The sequence below is a fragment of the Streptomyces sp. VRA16 Mangrove soil genome (genome assembly GCF_017377775.1).
Classification (GTDB): Bacteria; Actinomycetota; Actinomycetes; order Streptomycetales; family Streptomycetaceae; genus Streptomyces.
In genome coordinates, this window is sequence record NZ_JAFVLN010000004.1 from 206,501 (window position 1) to 231,570 (window position 25,070).

The window sequence follows — 25,070 nt, forward strand, 5'->3', positions numbered from 1 at the left end:
AACTGCGGGGGTGTCACTCGGCGGCGACGGCAATGGGTTCGCCGTCGACGTGCTCGTAGGTCTGGGTGCGGTCGCTCACGAGCCAGTACAGCGCGGCGGCGAGCAGCGCGCCGATGAACCACGAGAAGCCCGAGATGCCGGAGAAGGCGGGCACGAGCGCGACGACCACGGCGCAGCCGGCGGCGGGGACGAAGGCGCCGACCGCCTTCGGATTGACGCCGCTGCGGTAGTGGTAGGCGCCGGCCGGGTCCTCGGTGTACAGGTGCGGGACGTTGATCTGCGCCTTGCGCAGCAGCCAGTAGTCGGCCATGACGACACCGAAGACGGGGCCGAGCAGCGCGCCGAGTCCGCCGAGGAAGTAGGTGACGGCGACCGGGCTGTCGTACAGGTTCCAGGGCAGGATCACGAGTCCGACGACGGCGCTGACGACGCCCGCGCTGCGGAAGGTGAGCCGCTGCGGGAAGAGGTTGACCAGCATGTAGACGGGGGCGACGAAGTTCGCGAGGAGGTTCACCGCGACCGTCAGCATCAGCAGGGCGAGACAGGCGAGGGCCAGCAGCGCCGTGCTGGGGATGGTCCGCACGATGTCGGTGGGGCTGGTGATGACCTCGCCGTCGATCCGGAACTGGGCGCCGCTGAGCACCGCGGCGATGGCCGCGAAGAACAGCATGTTCACTGGGATGCCGATGAGGTTGCCGCGGACGATGGCCCGGTTTGAGGTCGCGGAGCGCGTGAAGTCACAGAAGTTGAGGACGAACGTGCCGTAGACGACGACCCACAGCGCGGCGGCCTCGAAGATGTGCAGCCACTGGGCGCCGCCGGTGAAGTGGGTGGCGCCGCTGAGCGCGATCGCCCCGTCGGCCTTGACGAACATCCACACCGCGAGCGCCAGCATGGTGACCAGGACGGTGGGCGCGGCGATCGCCATGTAGCGGCGGATGACCTGCATGCCGAAGCTGACGATGAGGACCTGCACCAGCCACAGGAACAGGAAGGTGACCCAGCCGAGCGTGGACAGCCCGAGGAAGGAGTTCGTGTCGTACGCGGCCGAGCCCGGCCAGATCGCCTTGAGCAGGGTGCGCAGCACCTGGGAGGCGAGATAGGTCTGGATGCCGAACCAGGCGATGGCCACCGATCCCCGGACCACGGCGGGGAGTTGGGAGCCGCGCACCCCGAAGGCGATCCGGCTCATCACCGGGAACGGGACACCCGTGCGGTGTCCCATCCGTCCGGAGAGGGTGAGCAGCCCGAACAGCAGCGCCGAGGCGATGGCGAACGCGATGAGGATGTCCCACACGCTCATGCCGAGGGCGAAGAGCCCGATGGCGAAGGCGTAGTTGCCGAGGCTGTGCACGTCGTTGCCCCAGAGGGTGAAGACGTTGTACGCGCCCCAGCTGCGGCCCTGGATCTTGGTCGGGGCCAGATCACGGTGGTACAGGCGCGGACTGATGTCCATGCCCGCCACGGTGGGCGGCTCCGGCGCCGGGGACGGGGTCCGTTGCTGAGCAGTGGCCATCGAGGACCCCTCCCGTTGCACTACGTTCCACTATGCGAAATCGCACTTCCGGTATTGCGGAGTGGACGTTACGGGCGGGACTTTCCGCAGGTCAACAGATTCCCGGCGGTGATCACTTGGTGAGAAACGCCATACTGCACGGGTCTTGCGTGTGTGATCACCCCACACGTAGGGCGCTGACGAGCTTCAGGACGTCCTCGGTGGTGCCGGTCTCGCCGAGGCGCGGGAAGATCCGCTCGACGCTGCCGCGGTGGGCCTGCGCGTCGAGGTCCGTCATGGCGTCCGTGGCGAGGGTGACGTGGTAGCCGTGCTCGTGGGCGGCCCGGGCCGTGGACTCCACACCGATGCTGGTCGCGACACCGGTCAGCACGATCTGGGTGATGCCGCGGCGGCGCAGTTGCAGATCGAGGTCGGTGCCGAAGAACGCGGACCAGTTGCGCTTGGTCACGACGACGTCCTCCGGGTGCCCGGCGAGCGCGTCGACGATCCGGTCCCAGCCGGCCGGCGGGGTCGCGGTGCGCGCCGCCCGCTCGGTGCGGCCGGGGACCATGTCGCCGCCGTCCGCGGCGAAGGAGACGCGGACCAGGACGACCGGGAGACCGGCGGCACGGAAGGCGTCGGCGAGGGCGACATTGCGCTCCACGACGTCGGCCGTGGCGTGCGGGGCGCCCGGAACCTCGGCGGTGCCGTTCTGCAGGTCGATCACGACGAGCGCGGTACGGGGGTCGAGAGTGGTGACAGGCATGCTGAACTCGCTTTCCACACAAAGGGTTTGGGGAATTGAGGGGCAGGTTGGGGGGTGGTCTCAGGTGTCGCGGCCGACGCGGCCCAGTGAGCGGTCGACGACGCTCATCACGAGGAACAGCGCGGCCACGCCGATCAGCAGCCAGGCCATCCCGTGCAGTCCGGCGCTGGTGGCCCCGTCGCGGAAGAACGCCGCGTTGGCGGCGGAGGCGAGCAGGGCGCCGAGGTAGGTGAAGGTGCGCAGCAGACCGGAGGAGGAGCCCATCCGGGCCGGGTCGGCCTGTGCGTACAGGGCGTTCTGGTTGGCGAGTCCGATGAGGCCCTGCGGAATGCCGAAGCCGATGCCGATCAGGACCAGGACCCAGATCGGGGTGTCCGCGCCGAGCAGCAGCATGGCCGCGCACCCCAGGAGCTGGACGACCGAGCCGACCGCGAGCTTGGCGCGGATCTCGGGGCGGCGTCCGGTGAGGACGGTGACGAGGATGCCCATGGCGGACATCGGCAGCAGGAGCAGTCCGGCCTGCGATGCGCTCAGGCCGCGCCCTTCCTGCAGCCACTGTCCGTAGCCGTACAGGAAGGCGTACGAGGTGGTGTACGCGAGGAGTTGACGGCCGTAGGTGGCCAGGAGCGGGGCGTTGCCGCGCAGCACGCGCAGGTCGATGAAGGGTTCGGCGACGTCGTGCTCGCGCCGTACGAACCAGGCGCCGGCGGCGAGGCCGAGCACGGGCAGGTACCACTGGGCGAGGCCCGGCTCCATCAGGAACAACATGAACGCGGTGAGCGAGGCCGCGAAGAGCAGCATGCCCGGCACGTCGGTGCGGCCCGGCGCACCCTTGGGGGCGCCCTTGGGCAGTCGGCGCACGCCGAGGAAGAGGCAGATCACCGACAGCGGGACGTTCACGGCGAAGATCAGGTGCCAGCCGCCCAGGCCGATCAGGACGCCGCCGAGCGTCGGTCCGACGACGGCGATGACCTGTGCGGAGGCGGTCAGTGCGGCGAGGATGCCGCTGGGACTCTTCAGGCCGGTGCGCTCGGCCTCGGTGCGCAGCAGGGACATCGACGCCGGGTACGCGGCGGAGGTACCGAAGCCGAGCAGCACCCGGGACAGGACGAGCACCCACAGGCTGGGCGCGAGCACGCCGAGGAGTCCGGCGACACCGACGAGCGCGGTGCCTGTCAGATAGAGCAGCCGCGGCCCGTACGAGTCGACGAGCCGGCCGATGACCGGCTGGCCGACGGCCGTGGCGAGGTAGAGCCCGGACACCAGCCAGGCGGTCTGGGACGGCGGTGCCCCGAAGGCCCGGCCGATCGGGATCAGCGCCACCGCGAGCATGGAGGAGTTGATCGGGTTCAGGACCGAACCCAGGATCATCGGCGCGACGAGGCGCCGGTCGAACCCACCGGGTTCGGCCGAGCGCGCACGGCGCAGCCGCTCGGCAAGGCTGATCACGCCTGCGCCACCTCGTCGAGGAGGGCCATGGCGGTGATCACCGCTTGGATCTGTTCCTCGGTGCCGTGCTCGTCCAGGGCGCGGGCGAGCCAGGCGCGGCGGGCCTCTCGGTCGCCCTTGCGCCGCGCGAGGCCGCTCTCGGTGAGCGTGACGAGCTGGCGCCGCCGGTCGCCGGGGTCGGGGGTGCGCACGACGAACCCGACCTCTTCGAGGGCGATCACGACCTTGGCCATGGACTGCGGGCGGACACCCTCGATCGTGGCGAGGTCGCTCGCGGACGCGGGTCCTGTCTTGTCGAGGCGGGCGAGGACGGAGGCCTGCGCCGGGGAGAGCTCGATCTCCCCGTCCGTGCCGCCGAGCTGGGCGCGGAGCTTGCGCCGGAGCCTGCCGACCACCACCCACACGTCGGCGGCCGCCTGCACGGCGGCCTCGGAGGCGGGTTCTTGCTTCTCGGTCATACCCCTACCGTAAATCGACAGCCCAGACTGCACAACTAAGGCTGCACAGTCTGGGCTGTCGAGTGAGCGGCGGCTGGTCCCGTCCTGCCAGGCCGGCTAGGCCAGCGGCTCCTGCAGTTCGGTCACCCAGGCCTCGCGGTCCTCGGGGCACTCCAGGCTGATCTCCCTGGGGTACCCGGCGGAGCGGTGGCCGTGGGCGTCGATCCACGTGGCGAGGGCCTGCTCCGACGGCAGCACGGCGTCCATCGACCCGCGGTGCACGATCGTCGCCGCGCGTTCGACGGGCGGCAGGTCGAGGACGCTCAGCCCGTCGCGGCCGCCGTCGCGGGGTGCGGCGGACACCTCGATGCCCGCGTGGACGAGGATGCCGCCGCCGGGCGCGTCCTCGTACCGGGCGACACCGGGTCCCGTCGGCCGGATGCCGGCCTCGTCGAGCCGCCGGAACAGCTCCTCGTACAGGGGCTGGATGACGGCGCTGATGCTGGACGGCTCGAAGTCCGGTGCGACAGCGGTGAGTTCGGCCACGCGCACGCGCGGCAGGTTCTTGACGACGACGTCTTCGGTGGGCATGTGTCCCTCGTTCTCGATGGACCGGAGCCGCGCCTCCACCTGGGTCAGCCGGGCCCTGGCCGCCGCCATCTCCGCCTCCAGGTCGGCGCGGCGCAGGCGCAGCATGGCGCGCAGTTGCTCGGCGTCCACCTTCTCGTCGAGGATCTCCCCGACCTGCTGGAGGGTGAGGCCGAGGTCCTTGAGCGCGATGATGCGGTTGAGCCGGGCGAGCTGGGCGGCGGTGTAGTGGCGGTAGCCGGTGGCAGGGTCGACGTGGGCCGGGCGCAGCAGTCCGAGCGCGTCGTAGTGACGCAGCATGCGGACCGACACGCGGCCGTGGCGGGCGAAGTCTCCGATGGTGAACATGACGTCTCCCACTCCACGGGCTCACACGGTGTCAGGGTCAAGGCGCGGCCCGGCTCCATCATCGCCTTCCTGCCTCGCCGCCTCCTTGGCCCCATTGACGTGCCGCTTTCCCGCCCGTACGGTCCTCGCGCCGCCCCGCCTCCGCCCCAGACAGAAGGAACGCCTCCCATGCGCCACGGACGTCCGCCCGCGCCCCTCCTGGCCGTGCCCCTGGTGGGACTGCTCGCCGCGACCGCCCTGCCCGCGCCCGGCACGCCGTCGACCGCCTGGACCGGCACGTGGGCGACCGCGCCGACCGGTGTCCCCGCCACGGACTCGACGGCGTACGAGGACCAGACGTTGCGGCAGATCGTGCACACCAGCGTCGCCGGGCGCACCCTGCGCGTCTGCTTCACCAACGAGTTCGGCACGGCCCCGCTCACGATCGGCGAGGCGCGGGTCGCGCTCCGCGCTGCCGGAGGACCGGCGACGGCCGTCGATCCGGCCTCCGACCGGCTGCTGCGCTTCGACGGCGACACGTCGACGTCGCTCGCCCCTGGTACCCGACGCTGGAGCGACCCGGTGGCCCTGTCGACGACGGCGGGCGGCGATCTCGTGATCAGCGTCCACCTGCCGGTCCGCACACCCGCCGACACCGTTCACCCCTCCGCTTTCCGGCACAACTATGTGGCCGCGGGCAATGTGACGGGCAAGCCTGACATCACGCCGACCGCGACGTTCACCAGTTGGCACTTCCTGTCCGGTGTCGCCGTCGACCGGCGGCCGGGCACGGCGGGCGCGGCGCTCGTCGCGTTCGGGGACTCCATCACCGACGGCTCCAGCACGCAGATCGACGCGGATCACCGCTGGCCCGACCTGCTCGCCGAACGGCTGCGCGCCGACGGCCGGTGGGCGGACACCGGGGTCCTCAACGCCGGGATCGGCGGCAACCGGCTGCTGCGCGGCCCGAACCCGCCGACGGGCTCCGAAGCCGAGGCATACGCCACGTGCTTCGGCGAGAGCGGCCTGAAGCGGTTCGACCGTGACGTCGTGAGCCGGCCTGGGGTGCGGGCGGCCGTGGTGCTGCTGGGCGTCAACGACCTGGGCCACCCGGGCACCACGGCGCCCGCCGACGAGGAGGTCTCGGCCGCCGAACTCATCGCCGGGCACGAGCAGTTGATTCGTCGCGGGCACGACCGTGGGCTGCGCATGCTGGGCGCGACGATCCTCCCGTTCGGGAGCGACACGCTCGGCTTCCGCACCCCCGAGCGGGAGGCCGCCCGGCGGGCCGTGAACGAGTGGATCCGCACGAGCGGCGCCTACGACGGGGTCGTGGACTTCGACGCGGCCTTGCGCGATCCCGCGTGCCCCGAGCGGCTGTTGTCCGCGTACGACAGCGGCGACGGCCTGCACCCGAACGACGCGGGGATGGCGGCGATGGCGGCGGCGTTCCCGCTCGAACTGCTGCGATAGGAATCAGACGGTCTCCCACCAGACCGTGCAGTCGGCGGGCAGTTCGACCTCGCCGTCCTCGACGGTGACCGGGCTCGACGCGAGCAGCACGGTGCCCGGCGCCGCGATCCGCACCGGGACGCCGGTGGTGTTGACGGTGCAGGCGAATCCGGGGCGCTCGAAGTGCAGCAGCCCGGCCGGAGCGTCGTCGTGCCAGGTGACGCTGTCCCCGGCGCCGAGTCCGGCCTGCGTGCGCCGCACGGCCAGCGCGGAGCGGTACATCTCCAGCGTCGAGCCGTCCTGCCCGGTCTGCGCCTCGACGCTCAGTTCGCCCCAGCCCTCCGGCTGCGGCAGCCAGCTGCCGCCGTCACCGAAGCCGTACGAGGATCCGGCGCGGGTCCACGGGATCGGCACCCGGCACCCGTCACGGAACCCGTCCTGGCCCTGCGCCCGGAAGAACGAGGGGTCCTGGCGCACCTCGTCCGGCAGATCCGTGACGTCCGGCAGGCCGAGCTCCTCGCCCTGGTAGACATACGCGGATCCGGGCAGCGCCAGCATCAGCAGCGCCGCCGCACGGGCCCGGCGCAGCCCCAGTTCCCGGTCGCCCGGCGTGCGGATCTGCGTACCGAGACCGGGCGGGTTGGCGTAGCGCGTCGCGTGCCGGGTGACGTCGTGGTTGGACAGCACCCACGTCGCCGGCGCGCCCACCGGACGCATGGCTTCGAGGGAGCGATCGATGACCGTACGCAGTTCGCCGCTGTCCCAACAGGTCGTCAGGTACTGGAAGTTGAAGGCCTGGTGCAGTTCGTCGGGGCGGACGTAGTTCGCGGTCCGCTCGACCGTCGGCGTCCACGCCTCGGCGACGAAGATGCGCTCGCCGTCATACTCGTCGAGGATCTTCCGCCACGAACGGTAGATGTCGTGCACGCCGTCCTGGTCGAAGAACGGCATCACGTCTCCGTGGAGGAGTCGCGACTGCTCCGCGCCGCCGAGGTCCGGCAGGCCCCCGGCCTTGACCAGGCCGTGCGCGACGTCGATACGGAAGCCGTCGACACCCATGTCCAGCCAGAACCGCAGGATGGAACGGAACTCGTCGGCGACCGCCGGGTGCTCCCAGTTCAGGTCCGGCTGCTCCGGCGCGAACAGATGCAGATACCAGTCCCCGTCCGGCAGCCGCGTCCACGCCGGACCGCCGAAGATCGACTCCCAGTCGTTGGGCGGCAATTCACCGTTCTCGCCCTTACCGGGACGGAAGTGGTAGCGGTCGCGCAGCGGCGAACCCGGACCCTCCGCGACCGCGCGCCTGAACCACTCGTGCTGGTCCGAGGAATGGTTCGGCACCAGGTCCACGATGATCCGCAGACCCAGCGCGTGCGCGTCACGGATCACCGCGTCCGCGTCCAGCAGCGTGCCGTACATCGGGTCGACCGCACGGTAGTCCGCGACGTCGTAACCGCCGTCCGCCTGCGGCGACGCGTAGAACGGCGACAGCCAGACCGCGTCCACCCCGAGCTCCTTCAGATACGGCAGACGGCGGCGGACGCCTTCCAGATCGCCGGTGCCGTCGCCGTCGCTGTCGGCGAAACTGCGCGGGTAGACCTGGTAGATGACGGCGTCCCGCCACCAGTCGGAGGCTTCGCGGGTCGCGGTGGCGGACAGGCATGACGGTTCCACGGAGTGCGGGCTCATCCGGACAAGGTAGAAGAAGCCGGACGCCGGTGGGCCTTGAACGCGCGGGCGCGGCAATCCGTATGCTGCTGTGAGTCCGTACTCCTCACGACGGCGTCTTCAGGACGCGCGTCGTACGGGGCGGACGACGACGGGGGCCGTGCGGGAGGTACGGATGGTGCGCAGAACGCACCGCTGAGGCGGGCGGTTCGGCCGTGGTGTGCCGACCGTTGATCACGCATCGCATTTCTCTGGATATCAATCCATTCCTTTTACTGCGCTCGGAGTTGCGCTCACGCCTGCCCGAAAACAGGCCGAAAAGCGGCTCGGAGAATTATTTCCGGATGTTTTCGTTCCTCGTTGACAGGGCCGTTCCGGGGCGCCAATGCTGGGCACGTCACCAGCGATTCCGGGAATTCGCAGAACTCCAATCGGTTCGAGAGGAGGAACGCCATGAAGAAGATTTCCGTCCGCAAGGCCGGTCCGATCCGTCTGACCACGTCCTGCTACTACCTCTGCGGCGACGCCGCGTAGGTCCTGCCCACGGATCGGAGCCGGGCCACCTCCGGGACCGGCTCCGATCTCCCCTTCCGAGAGAGCGCAGGGAGGTACGCCGGATGGGCGCAACCGTTCGTCTGCACCGGCTCACGATGGTCGCCGAGGACGACGGAGTGATGATCGGCCGGCCCGACATCGGTTCGTACGCCGTGTTCCCCGAGGAGGGGGCACAGGTGCTGCGGATGTTCGCCGAAGGGGCGCGCGTCGAGGACGTCACCGACTGGTACGAGCGGGCCTGCGGCGCGCCGCTGGACCTGGAAGACTTGATGGAAACCCTTGCGGAGCTGGGGTTTCTGCGCACCGGCGAGGCGGCCGTGGAGGAGACCCGGGTGCGCTGGCAGCGGCTCGGGCAGCTGGCGTTCTCGTGGCCGGCCTGGATCGCGTACGGCGTTGTGGCGGTGGCCGCGGCGGCCGTGATGGTGCGCGACCCGGGGCTTCGGCCCTCGTACCACCAGATGTTCTTCACGCACTACGTGTCGCTGATCCCGCTCACCGTCTTCGCGCTCGCCATCCCGTGCATCGTGATCCACGAGGGCGCGCACGCGCTCGCGGGACGGCGGCTCGGTCTTCCGTCGACGCTCGGGATCGGCCGCAGGCTCTACTACCTGGTCGCCGAGACCCGGCTCGATTCACTGCTGAGCGTGGCGCGCCGGAAACGCTATCTGCCGTTCTGCGCGGGCATGGTGGCCGATGTCGTACTGCTGAGTTCGCTGACATTGCTGTCGCTCGCCCTCGAAGCACTCGGATTTCCCGCATGGGTGCACAAACTGTGTCTCGCTGTCGCATTCACCTGTGTGCTCCGGCTCATCTGGCAATTCCTGTTCTATTTGGAGACCGATCTCTATTACGTGGTGACGACCGCGGCCCGCTGTACGGATCTGCAGAACGCGACGCGGTTCCGGATCCGTGGCGGGGTACGGCGGTTGCTGCGCCGCCCGGCGCCCGTCGCCGACTTCGAGTGGACCGAGCGCGACCGTGCGGTGGCCCGCTGGTACGCGCCGCTGCTCGTCGCCGGATACGGGTTCTCGCTGGCCTCGCTGGCCTGGGCGGGACTGCCCACGGCGGTGCACTTCTGGTCGACGGTCGCGGGGCGGCTCGGCGGCACCGACGTGCCGTTCTGGGACCTGTTCGACGCGGCCGTGTTCATCGCGCTGTCCGGGCTGCAGCTCGGGCTGCTCGTCCACGTGACGCTGCGGGACCGGCGCGGCCGCCGCACCGCGCGCGCCACCACGCCCGAACCTCAACCTCAAGGAGACCCGGCATGACCTCCACGACACACCCGGCACGGCACTGGTGGCTCGACGCCGCCGCACGGACCACCGACGGTGAGCCCCCGCCCGCCGCCACCCTGACCGTCCGCTGTCACCGGCGGTTGCGCGGCCCGTTCACCGGCGCGCACTTCCTGCTCCATCAGGCGGTACCCCAACTGGTCGAGCGGGACAGTGAGTTGGTCGCGGCGGCGCGCGCCCTGGAGGTGGAGTCGATCGCACCCGAACTGATGGGTCTGGTGCCGACGCCGCCGCAGACGCTCACCAATCTCGCCGTCGCGAAGGAGCGCACCCGCTTCTATCCGGCGACCCGCGCCCTGCGCATCGCCCACGGAGTCGCCGAACTCCTCATGGACTGGGCACGGTCCGCGCACCCCAAGGGCGTGACCCTCGCCTTCCGCGGCCTCGACGACGCCGACCCCACGGACCGTGATCTGGTGGCCGCGCTGCTGCGCCGCTGCGATCCCGCCGCCTTGACCGTGGTCGTGGACGGCGCGGGGGCCGCCGACGATCTGCTCGGCAAGGCATTGTCCGCGCACGCCCACCGCGCGCCCCGACTCCCCTTCTCGGACGGTGAGTTGCTGCCCGACGGCGACCCGGCGCAGCAGTACGTCGACGCCGACGGCACCAGTGACGCCCCCCGGCTGCGCCGCGCCTACGACGCACTGCCGGCCGACGAGCGGGCCCGCCGGCACTCCGCACGGGCCGCACTGCTCGCCGGCCGGAACGAGCCGACGCTGCGGCTCGGCGCGATCCCGTACCACCTGGAGCGCGGCACCGATCCGCGCGGCGCGGGCGTCGCGGCACTGGTCGAGGCGGTCACCGCCTGCTTCGACAAGGGGTTCTACGAGGCGGTGATCGACCTCGCCGAGCGCGGGCGCGCGCTGCTCGGCCCCGGCGACACGTCACGCACGTACTGGAATCTCACGCACAAGATCGGGGCGTGCCTGTGCTATCTGGGGCGCGGGCACGACGCGTTCGCGTACTTCGAGGAGATGCGGCGCGGGTCGACGTCGCCGGACGTCCACATGGGCACGGCGTATCTGATGGCGATGCTGTACACGCGGTTCCTGCCCAAGGACGACCACGACGAGGATCTCGCGCTGGCCTGGGTGAACACGGCGATCTCGATCGCGGACGTGCACCCCGAGCCGCGCAAGCGGATCCTGGTCCGGGCGTTCATGCGCAACGCGCGCGCCCTCGTCGAACTGCACCGCGGCGACGTCGACAGGTCGCTCGCGCTCGTCGACGAGGCGATGGCCATCACCGACGAGGAGTTCGGGCCCGACGAGCAACTCCTGCACCGCAGCGTCCTGTTGTACAACCGGGCGCAGGTGCGCGGGGCCCGGCACGACCACGTGGACTCGTTGCGCGACTACGACGAGGTGATCGGCCGCGACCCCGACTACGGCGACTACTACTTCGAGCGGGCCGCACAGCACCGGGCGCTGGGCCGGCACCGGGAGGCGCTCACCGACTACGCGTCGGCGATCCGGCTCTCGCCGCCGTTCTACGAGGCGCACTTCAACCGGGCCGACCTGCTGCGGGAGCTCGGCGACGAGGCGGGCGCGCTGCGCGACCTGGACCACGCCCTCGACCTGGAACCCGAGCATGTCGATTCACTGGTCCACCGGGCGGACCTGTATCTGGGGCGCGGTGACCTCGACCGGGCGGCGGCCGACATCGACCGCGGTCTCGTACTCGCCCCGGACCATCCACAACTCCTGGCCGCCCGGGGCGCGTTGGCGGCCGATCGGGGCGACACGGAGACCGCGTACGACAGTTACTCGGCGGCGCTGCGGGCCGACCCGGCGTGCGTGGCGGCCTGGGCCAACCGTGCCGTCCTCGCTTTCGAGGCCGGGCAGCCGGGGCAGGCGGTCGACGACCTGGACGCGGCGCTCGCGCTGGCCGACGACACGGAGCTGCGGGTCAACCGGGCCGTGGCGCTGCAGGCGCTCGGCGAGCACCGGCGGGCCGCCGACGACCTGGACCGGGCGGTGCACTCCGCGTCCGGTGCCCCCGACCCCGAACTCCTCTTTCTGCGCGGCCTCAGCCGCCACGCCCTCGGCGAGGAGACCGCGGCGCTGACGGACTGGCGCGCCCATCTGGCCGCGTACGCGTCCGTCGACGCCTCCCCGCACGCCGCGGAGATCCACGAGCGTGCCGGGGCCGCGCTGCGGGAGGGGGCGGCGTGAGCACGACCGACGAGCCGGACACGGCGACGGCGCGGACCGCCGCCCCCGCCGTGCGGCTGCTCGAACCGGCCCGCGCCGACCTCGTCCGGTCCGTGCTGCGGCGGCACGCCAAGGGTGTCGCCGTGGTCACGGTCGGCGGGGAGCGCCCCGTCGGGTTCTGTGTGACGTCGCTGGCCTCGCTCTCCCTCGAACCGCCGCTGATGTCGTTCACGGTCGGGCTGCGCTCCGCGTCGTGGGGCGCGGTGCGGGACGCGACCTGGGTGATGGTGCAGCTGCTCGCCGAGGGGCAGGCGGAGGTGGCGCGGGTCTTCGCGGGGCCGGGAGCGTCCCGGTTCGGCCCCGCGACGCGCTGGCACCCGGACCCGCTGGGCCTTCCCGCCCTTGAGGGGGTCCTCGCCCGGTTCGTGCTGACGCCGGTCAGCTTCCGGCCGGTCGGCGACCACGCGCTGGTGATCGGGCTCGTGGTGCGGGCGGCCCGGGTCACGGACGCGGGGCCGCTGGTCCACCATGACGGGGAATTCATCGGTCTGCCGGTCACCATGAGCGGGCCGCACTGACCCATTGGTACAGTCGGCGAAGATCGTCCCGCCCTTCCCGAAGGAGCCCGTCGCCGATGGCCGTGGACCACCTCGACACCCGCATCCTGCGGCTCCTGCTCGAGCAGCCGCGCACGAGTGTCCGCGAGTACGCCCGGATCCTCGGCGTGGCCCGCGGCACGCTGCAGGCCCGCCTGGACCGGCTCGAACGGGACGGGGTGATCACCGGCTCGGCCCCCACCCTCTCCCCCGCCGCGCTCGGCCACCCGGTGCTCGCCTTCGTGCACATCGAGGTCACACAGGGCCACCTGGCCGACGTCGCCGACGAACTGGCCGGGGTCCCCGAGATCGTCGAGGCGCACTCGATCACCGGCGGCGGCGATCTCCTCGCCCGGGTCGCGGCCCGCGACGCGGAGCACCTGGAGGACGTCGTGCAGCAGCTCAACCGGCTCCCGGGAGTGGTCCGCACCCGCACCGAGGTGGCACTGCGCGAGCGGGTCCCGCACCGGCTGCTGCCGCTCGTGGAGTCGATCGGCAGGGCCGCCGCCGCGGACCGCAAGTGATCGTCCGGGGCGGGTTTCCTGCATGCTGGGAGGCATGAACGACCCCCGCCGCCCCTTCCGTGAGACCGCTGTCGTCTTCGACCTCGACGGCACCCTCGTCGACAGCGAGCCCAACTACTTCCAGGCGACCCTGGGCACCCTCGGCCGCTACGGCGTCACCGGGTTCACCTGGGAGGACAACGAGTCGTACGTCGGCATCTCCACCGCGGAGACGATCGGCCTGTGGAAGCGGCGGTTCGGGATCACCGCGCCCGCCGGGGAGCTCCTCGACGACCTCAACTCCCGCTATCTCGACATCGCCCGCACGCAGACCCGGGTCTTCCCGCAGATGCGGCTGTTCGTCGAGCGGCTGCACGCGGCCGGGGTACCGATGATCGTGGCGTCGGGTTCGTCGCCCGAGGCGATCGAGGCGATCCTCACCGGCACGCGCCTGATCGAGCAGTTGCCGCGGTACGTCTCCGCTGACGAGGTCGCGCGCGGCAAGCCGGAGCCCGACGTGTTCCTGGAGGCGGCCCGCCGGCTGGGCGTCGTCCCGGCGCGGTGCGTGGTCCTGGAGGACGCGGCGCCGGGTGCCCGTGCGGCGCACGCGGCGGGCATGCGCTGTATCGCGGTGCCGTATGTGGCGGCGCAGTCGGACGACCCGGCGTTCACCGCGGCGGATCTGCTGTTCAAGGGCGGTCAGGAGGAGTTCACGGCGCGGGCCGCGTGCGAGTGGCTCGAACGGTCAGCTCCGTCTTCCTGATCTTCCCGGTGGGGGTGAGCGGGAGCGCGTCGACGATCTCGACGACGGCCGGGACCTTGTACGTGGCCATGGCCGCGGCCGCCCATTCCCGCAGCCCCTCCCCCGTCGCTCGCGCGCCGGGGACGGTGCGGACGAACGCGTAGGGCCGCTCCCCGCTGTCGGTGTCCGGCACGGCGACGACCGCGGCGGCGACGACGTCCGGGTGTTGCGCGAGCAGGGTCTCCACCTCGGTGGGGAAGACGCTCATCCCCTTGACCTTGATCATGTCCTTGTCCCGGCCGAGGTAGTGCAGACAGCCCTCCTCGTCGAGGGTGCCGATGTCGCCGGTGTGCAGCCAGCCGTCGCGCAGCGCGCTCGCGGTGGCCTCGGGGGCGCGCCAGTAGCGGGTGAGGACGGAGGGGCCGCGCACCACGATCTCGCCGCGCTCGCCGAGCGGCAGCGGGGCGCCGGTGACGAAGTCGACGACCATGAAGTCCGTGCCGGGGACGGGCAGTCCGCAGAAGACGGGGTCGGTCGTGAGGTCCTGGTCGGCGTCCTGGAAGCCGAGGGTGTTGGTGTCGCTGGTGTGGGTCTCCGTCATCCCGTACGAGGCTTCGCGCAGCACGCTGTGCGCGCCGACGGCCGCCTTCCAGCGGGCGCGCAGCGCGGGGGTGAGCTTGCGGACGAAGGAGACGGTGAGCGGGGCGGTCAGCGACGACAGGTCGCGGCGTGCGAGCTCGGGGTGGTCGAGGAGTTCGAGGTAGTTCTCCACGGTGCCCGCCATGGTGGTCGCGCCGTGGGTGTCGACGGCGTCGAGGACGGCGGCCGCGTCCCAGCGGGCGAGCAGCACGCTGGTGCCGCCGGAGACGAGCGGGGCGAGAATGCCGAGGTTCTCGCCGGCTATCCAGAAGACCGGCAGGTAGCAGACCGAGACGATGCCGCGGGCCTGTTCGCGGGCGTCCGGCATGCGGCCGTTGTCGATGGCGGTGGCCGTGTAGACCATGTGCCGCTGGGTGTGTTCGCACCCCTTGGGCAGTCCGGTGGTGCCGCCGGTGTAGTTGAGGGCGGCGAGCGCGTCGAGGTCGTCGGCGATCGGCTCGTGGCGGGCGTGGGCGACGGCGTCGGGCCAGTCGCGGTCGGCGAGCACGGTGCGTACGGGCGTCGCCTCGCGCACCTCGTCCAGTACGGGCAGCAGGGCGTCCTGGGTGACGACCACCTCGGGTGCCGCGTCGGTGAGTTCGTGCCGCAGTTCGGCGGCGCGGAACATCGGGTTGACCGGGACGTGCACGGCGCCGAGCCGCAACACCGCGAGCATCGTGACCACGAACCGGGCACCGTTGGGCAGGTGGACGCCGACGCGGTCGCCCGCCCGTACGCCGTGCCCGGCGAGCCATCCCGCCAACCGGGCCGCCTGATCGTCGAGTTGCCGGTACGAGAGGGTCTCGTCCGCGGTGACGAGCGCGGGCTGGTCGGGCTTCAGCCCGGCCCAGCGCTCGACGTGTCCGGGGAGCGTCAACTCCCCTGCGGGATGGGCTGTTTCGGACGGCTGGCGTCCTTGCCGCGCTTTCGTCCGGCGGGCGCGGAGGTCACTCAGGTACGCGTCGATGGCTGTGCCGTGGGACAAGGTGCGGCTCCCTGCTGTGTGTCACTGCTGCCGGGGTGGTGCTCCGATGCCGAGAAGGTGCCGGTACATGGTGGTGACGTCGCGTACCGCCGACTCGTACGCGGCCGGGTCCGCGGCCACGATGCGCGCGAACTCCACGCTCATGCCGCCGACGGCCCGCGAGAGGGTGAGCGGGTCGACGACGGGGCGGGCCCGCCCCTCCTCGGCGACGCGGCGCACGTAGCGGGCCGCGCGGCGCACCGGGCGCTCGCGGATCTCCTCCCACAGGGCGCGCACCTCCGCATCGCCGCGCGCCTGCTGTTCGAGCAGTCCGAGCAGCGGCAGATGGCGGGCGTACGCGGCGATGAACGCTCCCGTGGACGCCTCCGCGACCGCCGCCACGTCGTCGGTGTCCACGCCCGGCACGTCCTGCGCGGCGAGGAACGCGTCCCGCACCCGCGCCGCCAGCACCCGGAACACCTCGTCCTTCGAGGCGAAGTACACGTAGAAGCCGGCCCGCGAGACATCGGCCTCCGCGGTGATGTCGGCGATGGTCGCGGGCCCGTACCCGAGCCGTGCGAACACCGTCTCCGCCGCGTCGAGGAGCCGGGCGCGCGCCGGTGCGTCCGTGCGGTCGCGGGCGGTGCGGGTCGCCCATTCCTGTGTCGTCTGCCGTCTGCGTGCTGCCACAGCGCCAGAGTATTGACGTTGACGTCAGTGTCAATGAGCATGACGGAACCCGTCCGCACCACCTCACCTCCCGGAGGGTTCCATGGGGTCTGCCGCTGTCCTCGTCGCCAATCGGGGCGAGATCGCCGTACGGGTGCTGCGCGCCGCCACCGATCTGGGGATGCGGGCGGTCGCGGTGCACGAGCCGGGGGACGACGCGCACGTCCGGTGCGCCGACGAGGCCGTGCCGCTGGCAGCGGGCGGCTACCTGGACGCGGCGGCGCTGGTGGCCGCGGCCCGCCGCTCGGGCTGCGGATATCTGCATCCGGGGTACGGGTTCCTCAGCGAGTCGGCCGCCCTGGCGCGGGCGTGCGCCGAGGCGGGCGTCGTGTTCGTGGGGCCGTCGCCGCAGGCGCTGGAGCTCTTCGGCGACAAGGCGCGGGCCCGCGCGCTCGCCGTCGAGGCAGGGGTGCCGGTGCTCGCGGGCACGGACGGCGCGACGGACCTGGTACGGGCGCGGGAGTTCCTCGCAGGCGGGCCGGTGATGGTGAAGGCCGTGGGCGGGGGCGGCGGCCGCGGCATGCGGGTCGCGCGCACGGACGCCGAACTGACGGAGGCATGGGAGCGGTGCAGTTCGGACGCCCAACAGGCTTTCGGGCGGGGAGAGTTGTACGTGGAGCGGCTGTGGGAGCGGGCGCGCCACATCGAGGTGCAGGTCGTCGCCGACTCCGCCGGGGCGGTCGGGCATCTGTGGGAGCGGGACTGCAGTGCGCAGCGCCGCCACCAGAAGCTGGTCGAGGTCGCCCCGGCGCCCGCCCTGGACCCGGCGGTACGCGACCGGCTCCTCGACGCGGCGCTGCGGCTGGCCGCAGCCGCCCGCTGCCAAGGGCTCGGCACGGTCGAATTCCTCGTCAGGGGCGAGGAGTTCGTGTTCATCGAGGCCAATCCGCGGCTGCAGGTGGAGCACACGGTGACGGAGGAGGTGACCGGTGTCGACCTCGTCGCCGCGCAGTTGCGGCTGGCGGCGGGTGACTCGCTGGCCGATCTGGGACTCGACGTGCCGTCCCCGGTGCGGGGGGTCGCGGTGCAGGTGCGGGTGAACGCGGAGGTGACGGCGCCGGACGGGGCGGTGCGTCCGTCGGCGGGCCGGATCACCCGCTACGACGTGCCGACGGGCCCGGGGATCCGGGTCGACACGGCCGCCCGGACCGGAACGGAGATCGGGGCGCGCTACGACTCGCTGCTCGCCAAGGTCGTCGCGCACGCCCCGCGGGGCGGATTCGCGGCGGCGTGCGCACGGGCGGGCCGGGCGCTCGACGAGTTCGCGGTGGAGGGGGTGCGGACCGGAATCCCCCTGCTGAGGCGGCTCCTTGAGCATCCCGGATTCACCGAGGGCGGCTTCGACACCGGGTTCGTGCAGCGGCATCTCGCCGATCTGGCACCGGCGGCGGTGGCAGAGGCCCCGCAGGCGGCGCCGGGGACGGTCGTGGCCCCGATGAGCGGGGCGGTGACGGCCGTCGAGGCCGTCCCGGGTCAACTCGTGGCGTCCGGTGCCCCGTTGCTGATCCTGGAAGCGATGAAGATGGAGCACGTGGTGCGCGCCGAGTGCTCCGGTGTCGTACGGGCCGTGCACGCGGAGGTCGGGGAGACGGTCGCGGAGGGCGCCGCACTGGTGCTCCTCGACGTGACGGAGGAGGGGCCGGCGCGGCACGAGTCGGCGGAGGCCGTCGACCCCGACGCCATCAGGCCCGATCTCGCCGCGGCGCTGGAGCGGCACGCGTTCGGCCTGGACGCGAACCGGCCCGAGGCCGTCGCCAAGCGGCACGCGGCCGGGCGGCGCACCGCCCGCGAGAACATCGAGGAGCTGTGCGACCCGGGCACGTTCACCGAGTTCGGGGCGCTCGCGGTGGCGGCGCAGCGGCAGCGCAGGCCGCTGGACGAGCTGATCAGGACGACGCCCGCGGACGGCATGGTCACCGGCACCGGGCGGGTCGGGGGCGCGCCCGCCGTCGTGATGTCGTACGACTACACGGTCCTCGCCGGGACGCAGGGTCACAACAATCACCGCAAGACCGACCGGATGCTGCACGTCGCGCAGGAGCGCGGGCTGCCCGTCGTGCTGTTCGCGGAGGGCGGCGGCGGCCGGCCGGGCGACACGGACACGGCCGTGATCGCGGGGCTGAACGTGCCGACGTTCCAGCGGATGGCGCGGCTCAGCGGCCGGGTGCCGCTGGTCGGCATCGCGTCGGGCCGCTGCTTCGCGGGCAACGCGGCGCTGCTCGGCTGCTGCGACGTGATCATCGCGACGCCGGAGGCGAACATCGGCATGGGCGGCCCCGCGATGATCGAGGGCGGCGGGCTCGGCGTGTACCGGCCGGAGGAGGTCGGCCCGATGTCGGTGCAGGTGCCGAACGGGGTGGTGGATCTGCCGGTCGCCGACGAGGCGGAGGCGGTGCGCGCGGCCCGCGCCTATCTCTCGTACTTCCAGGGCCCGCGGGCGAGCTGGGAGGCGCCGGACCAGCGGCTGCTGCGGCACGCCGTCCCCGAGAACCGGCGACGGGCCTACGACATGCGCGCCGCGATCGAGGGGCTGGCCGACACCGGCTCGGTCCTCGAACTGCGCCGCGGCTTCGGCGTCGGCGTCATCACGGCGCTGGTGCGCGTCGAGGGCAGGCCGCTGGGCCTGATCGCGAACGACCCGGCGCACCTGGGGGGCGCGATCGACCGGGACGCCGCGGACAAGGCGGCCCGCTTCCTGCGGCGGTGCGAGGCGTCCGGACTCCCGGTCGTCTCCCTCTGCGACACCCCCGGGTTCATGGTCGGCCCGGACGCCGAACGGACGGCGACGGTACGGCAGTTCGCGGAGCTGTTCATCGCGGGCGCGGGGCTGAGCGTGCCGCTGGTGTGCCTCGTGCTGCGCAAGGCGTACGGGCTCGGGGCGATGGCCATGATGGGCGGTTCGACGCAGGCGCCGCTCGCGACGGCGGCCTGGCCGAGCGGGGAGTTCGGCGGGATGGGGCTGGAGGGCGCGGTCCGCCTCGGCTACCGGCGCGAGCTGGCGGCCATCGCCGACCCGGCCGAACGGGAGCGGGCCTTCCGAACCCGGGTCGCCGAGCTGTACGAGCACGGCAGGGCGGTGAACGCGGCGGCGGCCCTGGAGATCGACGCGGTCATCGATCCGGCGCAGTCGCGCGGGTGGCTGCTCGCGGCACTCGGCACGGCCGCGACGCCCCGCGAGCGCTGACAGAGGCGCGTCCGCGCAGAGCCACGACCGGCGGTCGGCCGCGGCGGGCCGCCGCGCTCATGCCCCGGCTTGGAGGCGCAGGCCCGCCAGGGTGAGGTCCAGCGCGGCGAGGAACTGGTCCCGGTCGTCGTGGCCCGCGAACTCGTCGGCGATCTGGCGCACGAACGGGAAGTCGTCGGCGTCCAGCGAGCGCCACGTGTCGGCGAAACGGTCGAGGAACGCGTCGCGGTCCACGCTGCCGTCGAGCAGGTCCTGCGGGATCTCCACGCCCAGGTCGGCGGCGGTGCCGACGACGACGCCCGTGATCGCCGAGACGGCGTGGAACCGCTGACGGGGTGTGAGGTCGAGGCGGAGCGTCTGCTCGCCGAGCTTCTCGTACAACCGCAGCGAGTTGCCCTGGACGTCGGTGTTGCGCATGAAGTACCCGACCAGCCAGGGCCGGACCACGATCCCGTCGAAGAGCGTGACGGCCATCGCGCGGAGGTCGTCGATCGGGTCGTCGCTGGTGGGCTGCTCGTCGACGGCGTCCAGGATGGCGCCGACCGCGTGATCGGTGGCGCGGTCGAGCAGTTCGTCCTTGTTCGAGACGTACCAGTAGATGGTGCCGACGCCCGTGCCGAGCCGGGCGGCCAGGGCCCGGAAGGTCAGTGCCGAGCCTCCGGCCTCGTCGAGCAGGGCGACGGCCGCGCCGAGCACGGCCTCCATGGAGTGCGAAGCACGCCTGCGTCCGCGGGCGGGTGCTTCGGCGGGGCGGGTTCGCGGGGGCGTCATGTCACTCATCCAATCACAGTTTGCGCAACATCGAACGTTGTTCTACTCTCGAACCACGTTCCATCATCGAACAACGTTCGTTCATCGAATCGTGTTCCACGTAGAGCGTCGTTCGATGTCAGGCGGCGTTCAGAGAGGAGGCGGCCATGAGCACGACCACCACCACCGAGCCCGCCATATCCCGTACCTATCCGTCGCTGCGCGCGGCGTGGATCCCGCTGGCCGCGCTCTGCCTGGCCTTCTTCGTCGAGATGGTCGACAACACGCTGCTGTCGATCGCGCTGCCCACGATCGGCCGCGACCTGGGCAGCGGCACGACCGCCCTGCAGTGGGTCACCGGCGCCTATTCGCTGACCTTCGGCGGTCTCCTGCTGACCGCCGGCTCGATGGCCGACCGCTTCGGGCGGCGGCGTGTGCTGCTGATCGGCCTCGCCGCGTTCGGCCTGCTGAGCCTGTGTGTCATCGGCGTCGAATCGGCCGGCCAGCTCATCGCCCTGAGGGCCGGGCTCGGCATCGCCGCCGCGGCCATGGCCCCGATCACCAATTCGCTCGTCTTCCGGCTCTTCGACGACCAGGCGCTGCGGATGCGCGCCATGACGCTGATGATCGTCGTCGGCATGTCCGGGTTCGTCCTCGGCCCGCTGCTGGGCGGCACCGCGCTCGCCCACGTGAGCTGGCAGTGGCTGCTGCTCGTCAACGCGCCGATCGCGGTGATCGCGGCCGTCGGCGTGCGGCTCGGCGTCGCGGCGGACCGGCCCGAGGACCTCACCAAGGACCGGCTCGACCTGCCGGGCGCGGCCCTGAGCGTGCTCACCATCGGCCTGGCCTGCTACGCGCTGACCAGCGGCGTCGAGCACGGCTGGCTCTCCGCGGCCACGATCGGCTCGGTCCTCGGCGCCCTGGCCGCCGGTCTCGCGTTCGTGTGGCACGAGCACCGCAGCAAGGCCCCCATGCTGGACCTCAAGATCTTCTCCGGCGGGACCGTCCGCGGCGCGGCCATCGCCCAGATCGGCACGTCCATCGCGATGGCCGGCGTGATGTTCGGGCTCATCCTCCACTTCCAGTACGCCTACGGGTGGAGCCCCGTGCGGGCCGGGCTTGCGAACCTGCCGATCATCGTGACCATGATCTTCGCGACTCCGCTGTCGGAGTGGCTCGCGAAGCGGTTCGGCCACCGGGTCGCCTGTCTGGTCGGCGCGGCCTGCCTGGCCGGCGCGCTGGCCGGTCTCGCGTGGGGCGTGGAGCACGGGTACGCAGCCATCGCCGTCTGCATGGTCGTGATGACCATCGGGCTGCGCACCGTCATGACGATCTGCGCCATCGCCCTCGTCGAGGCGATGCCGGAGAACCGCACCTCGATCGGCACGGCGCTCAACGACACCGCCCAGGAGGTCGGGACCAGCATCGGCACCGCCGTCGTCGGCACCATGATCGCCGCGCTGGTCACCACGCAGCTGCCCGCGGGGGTCTGGAGCAGCGACCTCGTGCAGTCGTTCTTCCACGGCGAGCGGATCACCTACGCCGTGCTGGCGGTGATCGTCGGTCTGATCGCGGCCGGCGGCGCCGTCACCCTCACCGACTCGCACTCGGTCGAGGAGCACGCCTGAGTCCCGACGAGGACGATCGAGCACCCGCCGCGGCTTGACCGGAGCACGCGGGGGGTACTCGCATGATCATGCGAATCAGTGTGGTGGACGTCGGCTCGAACACGGTGCGGCTCGCGATCGCGGACGCACGCGACGGAGCGCCGCTGCCGGTGCACACGTCCAAACGCCGGCTACGGCTGTCGGAAGAGGTCGACGGGGACCGAAGACTGGGCCCGCGGGCGATCCGGCGGATCGCCGACGCGGTCGCGGACGCCTGCGCGGAGGCCGAACGGTGGGGAAGCGACGAGCCGTTCGTCTTTGCCACCGCCATCGTGCGCGACGCGCCCAACCGGGACGAGGTGCTCGCCGCGGTCACGGACGGCACGGGGGTGCGGATGCGGGTGCTGCCGGGGGAGGTGGAGGCCGAGCTGACGTTCCTGGCCGCGCGCCGCTGGATGGGCTGGCGGGCCGGGCCGCTCGGGGTCCTCGACATCGGGGGCGGTTCCCTCGAAGTCGCTTTCGGGCGGGGCCGGTTGCCGGACTTCGCGGTGTCGCTGCCGCTCGGGGCGCGGCGGCTGACCCGCGAGCACCTCGGTGACGCCGAGCAGCCCGACGACGCGTCGTTGCGTGCGCTGCGCCGTCATGTGCGGCACCAGCTCCGGGACGTGGCGGCCCGGATCCGCTGGGAGGGGCCGCTGACGGCGGCGGCCACGTCCCGTACGTTCACGCAGCTGGCCCGGTTGTGCGGGGCCCCGCCGGGGCGCCACGGGCCCTTCGTCCGGCGGGAGTTGCACCGGGCCGACCTGCGCTGCGCGGTGTCGTCGCTGGCCGAGCTGCCGGTGTCCCGCCGCGCCGAGCTGCCGGGCATCTCGGCCCCGCGCGCGGCGCAGTCCCTGGCCGGGGCGCTGGTCGGGCACACCGCGATGAAGCTCATGGGCATCCGCCGGCTGACGATCTCCCCGTGGGCGATCCGGGAGGGCATCCTGCTGCGCCGCATCGAGGGCGACACCGAGTGGTGGACCGAGCCCGCGGCGCCCCGGGTCCCGGGCGGGCAGCGGGCCTTGCGGGTGGCGGGGCGCCGGTAACCGCGGCGGGTGCCGGCCCTCTATCGCCGGGCACCCGCCCTTTCGCCTGCCACGGCCTGCTGTCGGGCGAGTGCGCGTCCGTCGTGGCCGGTCACGCCGTTCCCCCGCGCCCCTGGGCGCGGGACCGGTAGTTGGGCCACCTGGACTCGGGCCGCGCCCACTCAACTGCCTCAGCTGCGATTCGGGCGAGTGCGCGTGCATCGCGGCCGGTCACGCAGTTCCCCGCGCCCCTGAGCGCGGGACCGGTAGTTGGGCCACCTGGACTCGGGCCGCGCCCACTCGACTGCCTCAGCTGCGATTCGGGCGAGTGCGCGTGCATCGTGGCCGGTCGCGCAGTTCCCCGCGCCCCTGGCGGAGACCCAGCCGCCGCGCCACCTGGACACAGGCCGCGCCCACTCGACTGCCTCGGCTGCAAGGCAGGCAAGTGCGCGTGCATCGCGGCCGGGTGCGCCGGGCCCCGTGCCCCCTGGGCGCGGGGACCGTAGTTGGGCCCTCTGGCGGGGGCCTCGCGCTACTCCTCCTCGATGTCGCGCACCAGGTCGATCGCCCTGCCCAGCGTCGTCAGCCGGGCCTCCAACGTGTCGCCCGACGGGTAGAAGCGGACCGTGTTCACGCCGGCGTCCTGCCAGACCTTGAGGCGGGCCCTGACCATGTCCTCCGTGCCGATGAGGGTCGTGGCCAGGACCATGTCGTCGGTGATCAAGGAAGCCGCTCCGTCTCGGTCGCCCGACTGCCAGCGGTCGCGGACGGCCGCGGCGCCCTCGGCCCAGCCCTGCCTGCTGTAGGCCTGGTTGTAGAAGTTGGTGGCGGCGGAGCCCATGCCGCCGAGGCTGAAGGCCAGTTCCTTCTTGCGGCCGGCCAGCAACGAGCGCAGCGTCTCCTCGTCGTCGGCGAAGTTCACCTCGGCGCCCTGGCAGATGTCCAGGTCCGCGCGGGAGCGCCCGGCCCCGGCGAGGCCGGCGTCGAGGTGGTCGAAGTAGGCCTCCTTCGCGCCCTCGGGGACGAAACTCGTGCCGAGCCAGCCGTCCGCCACCTCACCCGTCAGGCGCAGCATCTTCGGCGACAACGTGGCCAGATAGACCGGGAGTTCGTGCTCCGCGCGCATCGAGAGGCGCATCGGGCGCGCTTCACCTCCGGGGAGGGGCAGCGTGAACTCGAGGCCCTCGTAGGTGAGTTTCTCGCCCGTGGCCGCCATCCGGATGATCTCCACCGTCTCCCTCATCCGGGTCAGCGGGCGGGCGAACGGGACGCCGTGCAGGCCCTCGATCACCTGCGGGCCCGACGGGCCGAGGCCCAGCAGGAAGCGGCCCTCGGAGATGTTGGAGAGGGTGATGGCGGCGCGGGCGATGGCCGCCGGGGTGCGGGTGGCGAGCTGGATGATGCCCGAGCCGAGCAGCATCCGTTCGGTACGGGCCGCCAAGTAGCCCAGCGGGGACGGCGCTTCGGAGCCCCACGCCTCCGCGACCCAGCAGATGTCCATACCGAGCTTCTCGGCCTCGGTGACGAAGTCGACCGTCTCGCGCCAGTTCCCGCCGGACGCCTCGATCGTCGTGGAGGTACGCATCACAGCTCACCCTCCGCGAGCGCCTTCAGCGCGTCGAGCGTCGCGCCCATGTTCCGCTCGAACTCGCCCAGTCGTACGTGCACGATCTTCTGTTCCTTCTCCGGCATCCGGTCGATGGCGTGCGAGAGCCCGGAGCGCCCGGGGCCCAGCCGGGCCCACTGTGTGAGTTCCGTCGAGCCGTCGGGCTGCTCGTCGAGCGTGAACCGCCAGGTGGCACTGGGCAGTTCGGGGTCCGCGACGGCCCAGGCGAAGGTCTTCAGCGGAACGCATTCGACCACGTACGACGTCGTCTCCCACTCGCCGAACGCCTCGTGCCTGTTGCGGCCGACGAACCGCGCCCCGACCTCGGGCCCGCCCGGCTCCCCCACCCACGCGGCGGCCTGCAGTTCGTCACTGAGGCGGGGCATCAGGGAGACGTCCGTGACCAGCTCCCACACCCGCCGCGCCGGCGCCCCGATCCTGCGCCGCACCTCGACGGTCGGCGTGTCCGCGTAGCGCGCGCCCGTCCACTCCATGGTGGCCCAC

General features: G+C 72.2%; 20 protein-coding genes. 9 read left to right on the top strand and 11 right to left on the bottom strand.

What is annotated here, in order from left to right; all coding sequences use genetic code 11:
• Positions 1–13 precede the first annotated feature (13 nt).
• The 5 genes from J3486_RS13170 to J3486_RS13190 all read right to left on the bottom strand — a co-directional run bounded on the left by J3486_RS13170 (position 14) and on the right by J3486_RS13190 (position 5,083).
• On the bottom strand, positions 14–1,456 hold the full coding sequence (locus J3486_RS13170) for an NCS1 family nucleobase:cation symporter-1 (RefSeq protein WP_207820455.1): 1,443 nt from the start codon (positions 1,454–1,456) through the stop codon (positions 14–16).
• Between the two features lie 217 nt (positions 1,457–1,673).
• Positions 1,674–2,261 carry an isochorismatase family protein gene (locus J3486_RS13175; RefSeq protein ID WP_207820456.1) on the bottom strand — a complete coding sequence of 196 codons (588 nt, stop codon included), beginning with the start codon at positions 2,259–2,261 and terminating at the stop codon, positions 1,674–1,676.
• Between the two features lie 60 nt (positions 2,262–2,321).
• Positions 2,322–3,710, bottom strand: a complete 1,389-nt coding sequence (locus J3486_RS13180; RefSeq protein ID WP_307804794.1) for an MFS transporter — start codon at positions 3,708–3,710, stop codon at positions 2,322–2,324.
• Positions 3,707–4,168, bottom strand: a complete 462-nt coding sequence (locus J3486_RS13185) for a MarR family winged helix-turn-helix transcriptional regulator (protein WP_207820457.1) — start codon at positions 4,166–4,168, stop codon at positions 3,707–3,709. Before J3486_RS13185 ends, J3486_RS13180 begins: the two co-directional genes overlap by 4 nt.
• A 96-nt stretch (positions 4,169–4,264) precedes the next feature.
• Positions 4,265–5,083: a MerR family transcriptional regulator gene (locus J3486_RS13190; RefSeq protein ID WP_207820458.1), complete on the bottom strand. Its 819-nt coding sequence runs from the start codon at positions 5,081–5,083 to the stop codon at positions 4,265–4,267.
• A gap of 168 nt (positions 5,084–5,251) precedes the next feature.
• On the opposite strand from J3486_RS13190, the gene J3486_RS13195 reads away from it, so the two are divergent.
• Entirely contained in the window at positions 5,252–6,535 is a 1,284-nt protein-coding gene (locus J3486_RS13195) for an SGNH/GDSL hydrolase family protein (protein ID WP_207820459.1), read from the top strand.
• A gap of 3 nt (positions 6,536–6,538) precedes the next feature.
• Here the strand turns inward: J3486_RS13195 and J3486_RS13200 are convergent, their stop codons facing one another.
• Positions 6,539–8,203 carry a glycoside hydrolase family 13 protein gene (locus J3486_RS13200; RefSeq protein ID WP_207820460.1) on the bottom strand — a complete coding sequence of 555 codons (1,665 nt, stop codon included), beginning with the start codon at positions 8,201–8,203 and terminating at the stop codon, positions 6,539–6,541.
• A gap of 596 nt (positions 8,204–8,799) precedes the next feature.
• Here J3486_RS13200 and J3486_RS13205 point away from each other — a divergent pair.
• Genes J3486_RS13205 through J3486_RS13225 form a run of 5 tightly spaced genes read left to right on the top strand, consistent with a single transcriptional unit; the run spans position 8,800 to position 14,044 of the window.
• On the top strand, positions 8,800–10,005 hold the full coding sequence (locus J3486_RS13205) for a hypothetical protein (protein WP_207820461.1): 1,206 nt from the start codon (positions 8,800–8,802) through the stop codon (positions 10,003–10,005).
• Complete coding sequence (locus J3486_RS13210; RefSeq protein WP_207820462.1) at positions 10,002–12,203, top strand: tetratricopeptide repeat protein; 2,202 nt, start codon at positions 10,002–10,004, stop codon at positions 12,201–12,203. The genes J3486_RS13205 and J3486_RS13210 overlap by 4 nt, the downstream gene beginning before the upstream one ends.
• On the top strand, positions 12,200–12,760 hold the full coding sequence (locus J3486_RS13215; RefSeq protein WP_207820463.1) for a flavin reductase family protein: 561 nt from the start codon (positions 12,200–12,202) through the stop codon (positions 12,758–12,760). The genes J3486_RS13210 and J3486_RS13215 overlap by 4 nt, the downstream gene beginning before the upstream one ends.
• A 56-nt stretch (positions 12,761–12,816) precedes the next feature.
• Complete coding sequence (locus J3486_RS13220; protein ID WP_207820464.1) at positions 12,817–13,302, top strand: Lrp/AsnC family transcriptional regulator; 486 nt, start codon at positions 12,817–12,819, stop codon at positions 13,300–13,302.
• Between the two features lie 34 nt (positions 13,303–13,336).
• On the top strand, positions 13,337–14,044 hold the full coding sequence (locus tag J3486_RS13225) for an HAD family phosphatase (protein ID WP_207820465.1): 708 nt from the start codon (positions 13,337–13,339) through the stop codon (positions 14,042–14,044).
• On the opposite strand, the gene J3486_RS13230 is transcribed toward J3486_RS13225, so the two are convergent.
• Both J3486_RS13230 and J3486_RS13235 read right to left on the bottom strand, forming a co-directional pair.
• Positions 13,992–15,647, bottom strand: coding sequence for an AMP-binding protein (locus J3486_RS13230; RefSeq protein WP_207820466.1), 1,656 nt, complete (start codon positions 15,645–15,647; stop codon positions 13,992–13,994). The two genes, J3486_RS13225 and J3486_RS13230, sit on opposite strands and share 53 nt — an antisense overlap.
• A 21-nt stretch (positions 15,648–15,668) precedes the next feature.
• Entirely contained in the window at positions 15,669–16,316 is a 648-nt protein-coding gene (locus J3486_RS13235; protein ID WP_207820467.1) for a TetR/AcrR family transcriptional regulator, read from the bottom strand.
• An 82-nt stretch (positions 16,317–16,398) separates the two neighbouring features.
• On the opposite strand from J3486_RS13235, the gene J3486_RS13240 reads away from it, so the two are divergent.
• Positions 16,399–19,539: a carboxyl transferase domain-containing protein gene (locus J3486_RS13240; protein ID WP_207820468.1), complete on the top strand. Its 3,141-nt coding sequence runs from the start codon at positions 16,399–16,401 to the stop codon at positions 19,537–19,539.
• A gap of 57 nt (positions 19,540–19,596) precedes the next feature.
• Here J3486_RS13240 and J3486_RS13245 read toward each other — a convergent pair whose 3' ends face one another.
• Entirely contained in the window at positions 19,597–20,244 is a 648-nt protein-coding gene (locus tag J3486_RS13245) for a TetR/AcrR family transcriptional regulator (RefSeq protein WP_207820784.1), read from the bottom strand.
• A gap of 212 nt (positions 20,245–20,456) precedes the next feature.
• On the opposite strand from J3486_RS13245, the gene J3486_RS13250 reads away from it, so the two are divergent.
• Together J3486_RS13250 and J3486_RS13255 are read left to right on the top strand one after the other, a co-directional pair.
• Complete coding sequence (locus J3486_RS13250) at positions 20,457–21,917, top strand: MFS transporter (protein WP_207820469.1); 1,461 nt, start codon at positions 20,457–20,459, stop codon at positions 21,915–21,917.
• Between the two features lie 68 nt (positions 21,918–21,985).
• Positions 21,986–22,981, top strand: coding sequence for a Ppx/GppA family phosphatase (locus J3486_RS13255; protein WP_207820785.1), 996 nt, complete (start codon positions 21,986–21,988; stop codon positions 22,979–22,981).
• A gap of 511 nt (positions 22,982–23,492) precedes the next feature.
• Here the strand turns inward: J3486_RS13255 and J3486_RS13260 are convergent.
• On the bottom strand, positions 23,493–24,545 hold the full coding sequence (locus J3486_RS13260) for an LLM class flavin-dependent oxidoreductase (RefSeq protein ID WP_207820470.1): 1,053 nt from the start codon (positions 24,543–24,545) through the stop codon (positions 23,493–23,495).
• On the bottom strand, positions 24,545–25,060 hold the full coding sequence (locus J3486_RS13265) for an SRPBCC family protein (RefSeq protein WP_207820471.1): 516 nt from the start codon (positions 25,058–25,060) through the stop codon (positions 24,545–24,547). Before J3486_RS13265 ends, J3486_RS13260 begins: the two co-directional genes overlap by 1 nt.
• Positions 25,061–25,070 lie beyond the last annotated feature (10 nt).

Excerpts from the sequence above, each read along its gene's own strand:
- J3486_RS13170 (WP_207820455.1), bottom strand. The coding sequence starts at position 1,456 with ATGGACATCAGTCCGCGCCTGTACCACCGTGATCTGGCCCCGACCAAG.
- J3486_RS13175 (WP_207820456.1), bottom strand. The coding sequence starts at position 2,261 with ATGCCTGTCACCACTCTCGACCCCCGTACCGCGCTCGTCGTGATCGAC.
- J3486_RS13185 (WP_207820457.1), bottom strand. The coding sequence starts at position 4,168 with ATGACCGAGAAGCAAGAACCCGCCTCCGAGGCCGCCGTGCAGGCGGCC.
- J3486_RS13190 (WP_207820458.1), bottom strand. The coding sequence starts at position 5,083 with ATGTTCACCATCGGAGACTTCGCCCGCCACGGCCGCGTGTCGGTCCGC.
- J3486_RS13195 (WP_207820459.1), top strand. The coding sequence starts at position 5,252 with ATGCGCCACGGACGTCCGCCCGCGCCCCTCCTGGCCGTGCCCCTGGTG.
- J3486_RS13200 (WP_207820460.1), bottom strand. The coding sequence starts at position 8,203 with ATGAGCCCGCACTCCGTGGAACCGTCATGCCTGTCCGCCACCGCGACC.
- J3486_RS13205 (WP_207820461.1), top strand. The coding sequence starts at position 8,800 with ATGGGCGCAACCGTTCGTCTGCACCGGCTCACGATGGTCGCCGAGGAC.
- J3486_RS13210 (WP_207820462.1), top strand. The coding sequence starts at position 10,002 with ATGACCTCCACGACACACCCGGCACGGCACTGGTGGCTCGACGCCGCC.
- J3486_RS13220 (WP_207820464.1), top strand. The coding sequence starts at position 12,817 with ATGGCCGTGGACCACCTCGACACCCGCATCCTGCGGCTCCTGCTCGAG.
- J3486_RS13225 (WP_207820465.1), top strand. The coding sequence starts at position 13,337 with ATGAACGACCCCCGCCGCCCCTTCCGTGAGACCGCTGTCGTCTTCGAC.
- J3486_RS13240 (WP_207820468.1), top strand. The coding sequence starts at position 16,399 with ATGGGGTCTGCCGCTGTCCTCGTCGCCAATCGGGGCGAGATCGCCGTA.
- J3486_RS13245 (WP_207820784.1), bottom strand. The coding sequence starts at position 20,244 with ATGGAGGCCGTGCTCGGCGCGGCCGTCGCCCTGCTCGACGAGGCCGGA.
- J3486_RS13250 (WP_207820469.1), top strand. The coding sequence starts at position 20,457 with ATGAGCACGACCACCACCACCGAGCCCGCCATATCCCGTACCTATCCG.
- J3486_RS13255 (WP_207820785.1), top strand. The coding sequence starts at position 21,986 with ATGCGAATCAGTGTGGTGGACGTCGGCTCGAACACGGTGCGGCTCGCG.
- J3486_RS13260 (WP_207820470.1), bottom strand. The coding sequence starts at position 24,545 with ATGCGTACCTCCACGACGATCGAGGCGTCCGGCGGGAACTGGCGCGAG.
- J3486_RS13265 (WP_207820471.1), bottom strand. The coding sequence starts at position 25,060 with ATGGAGTGGACGGGCGCGCGCTACGCGGACACGCCGACCGTCGAGGTG.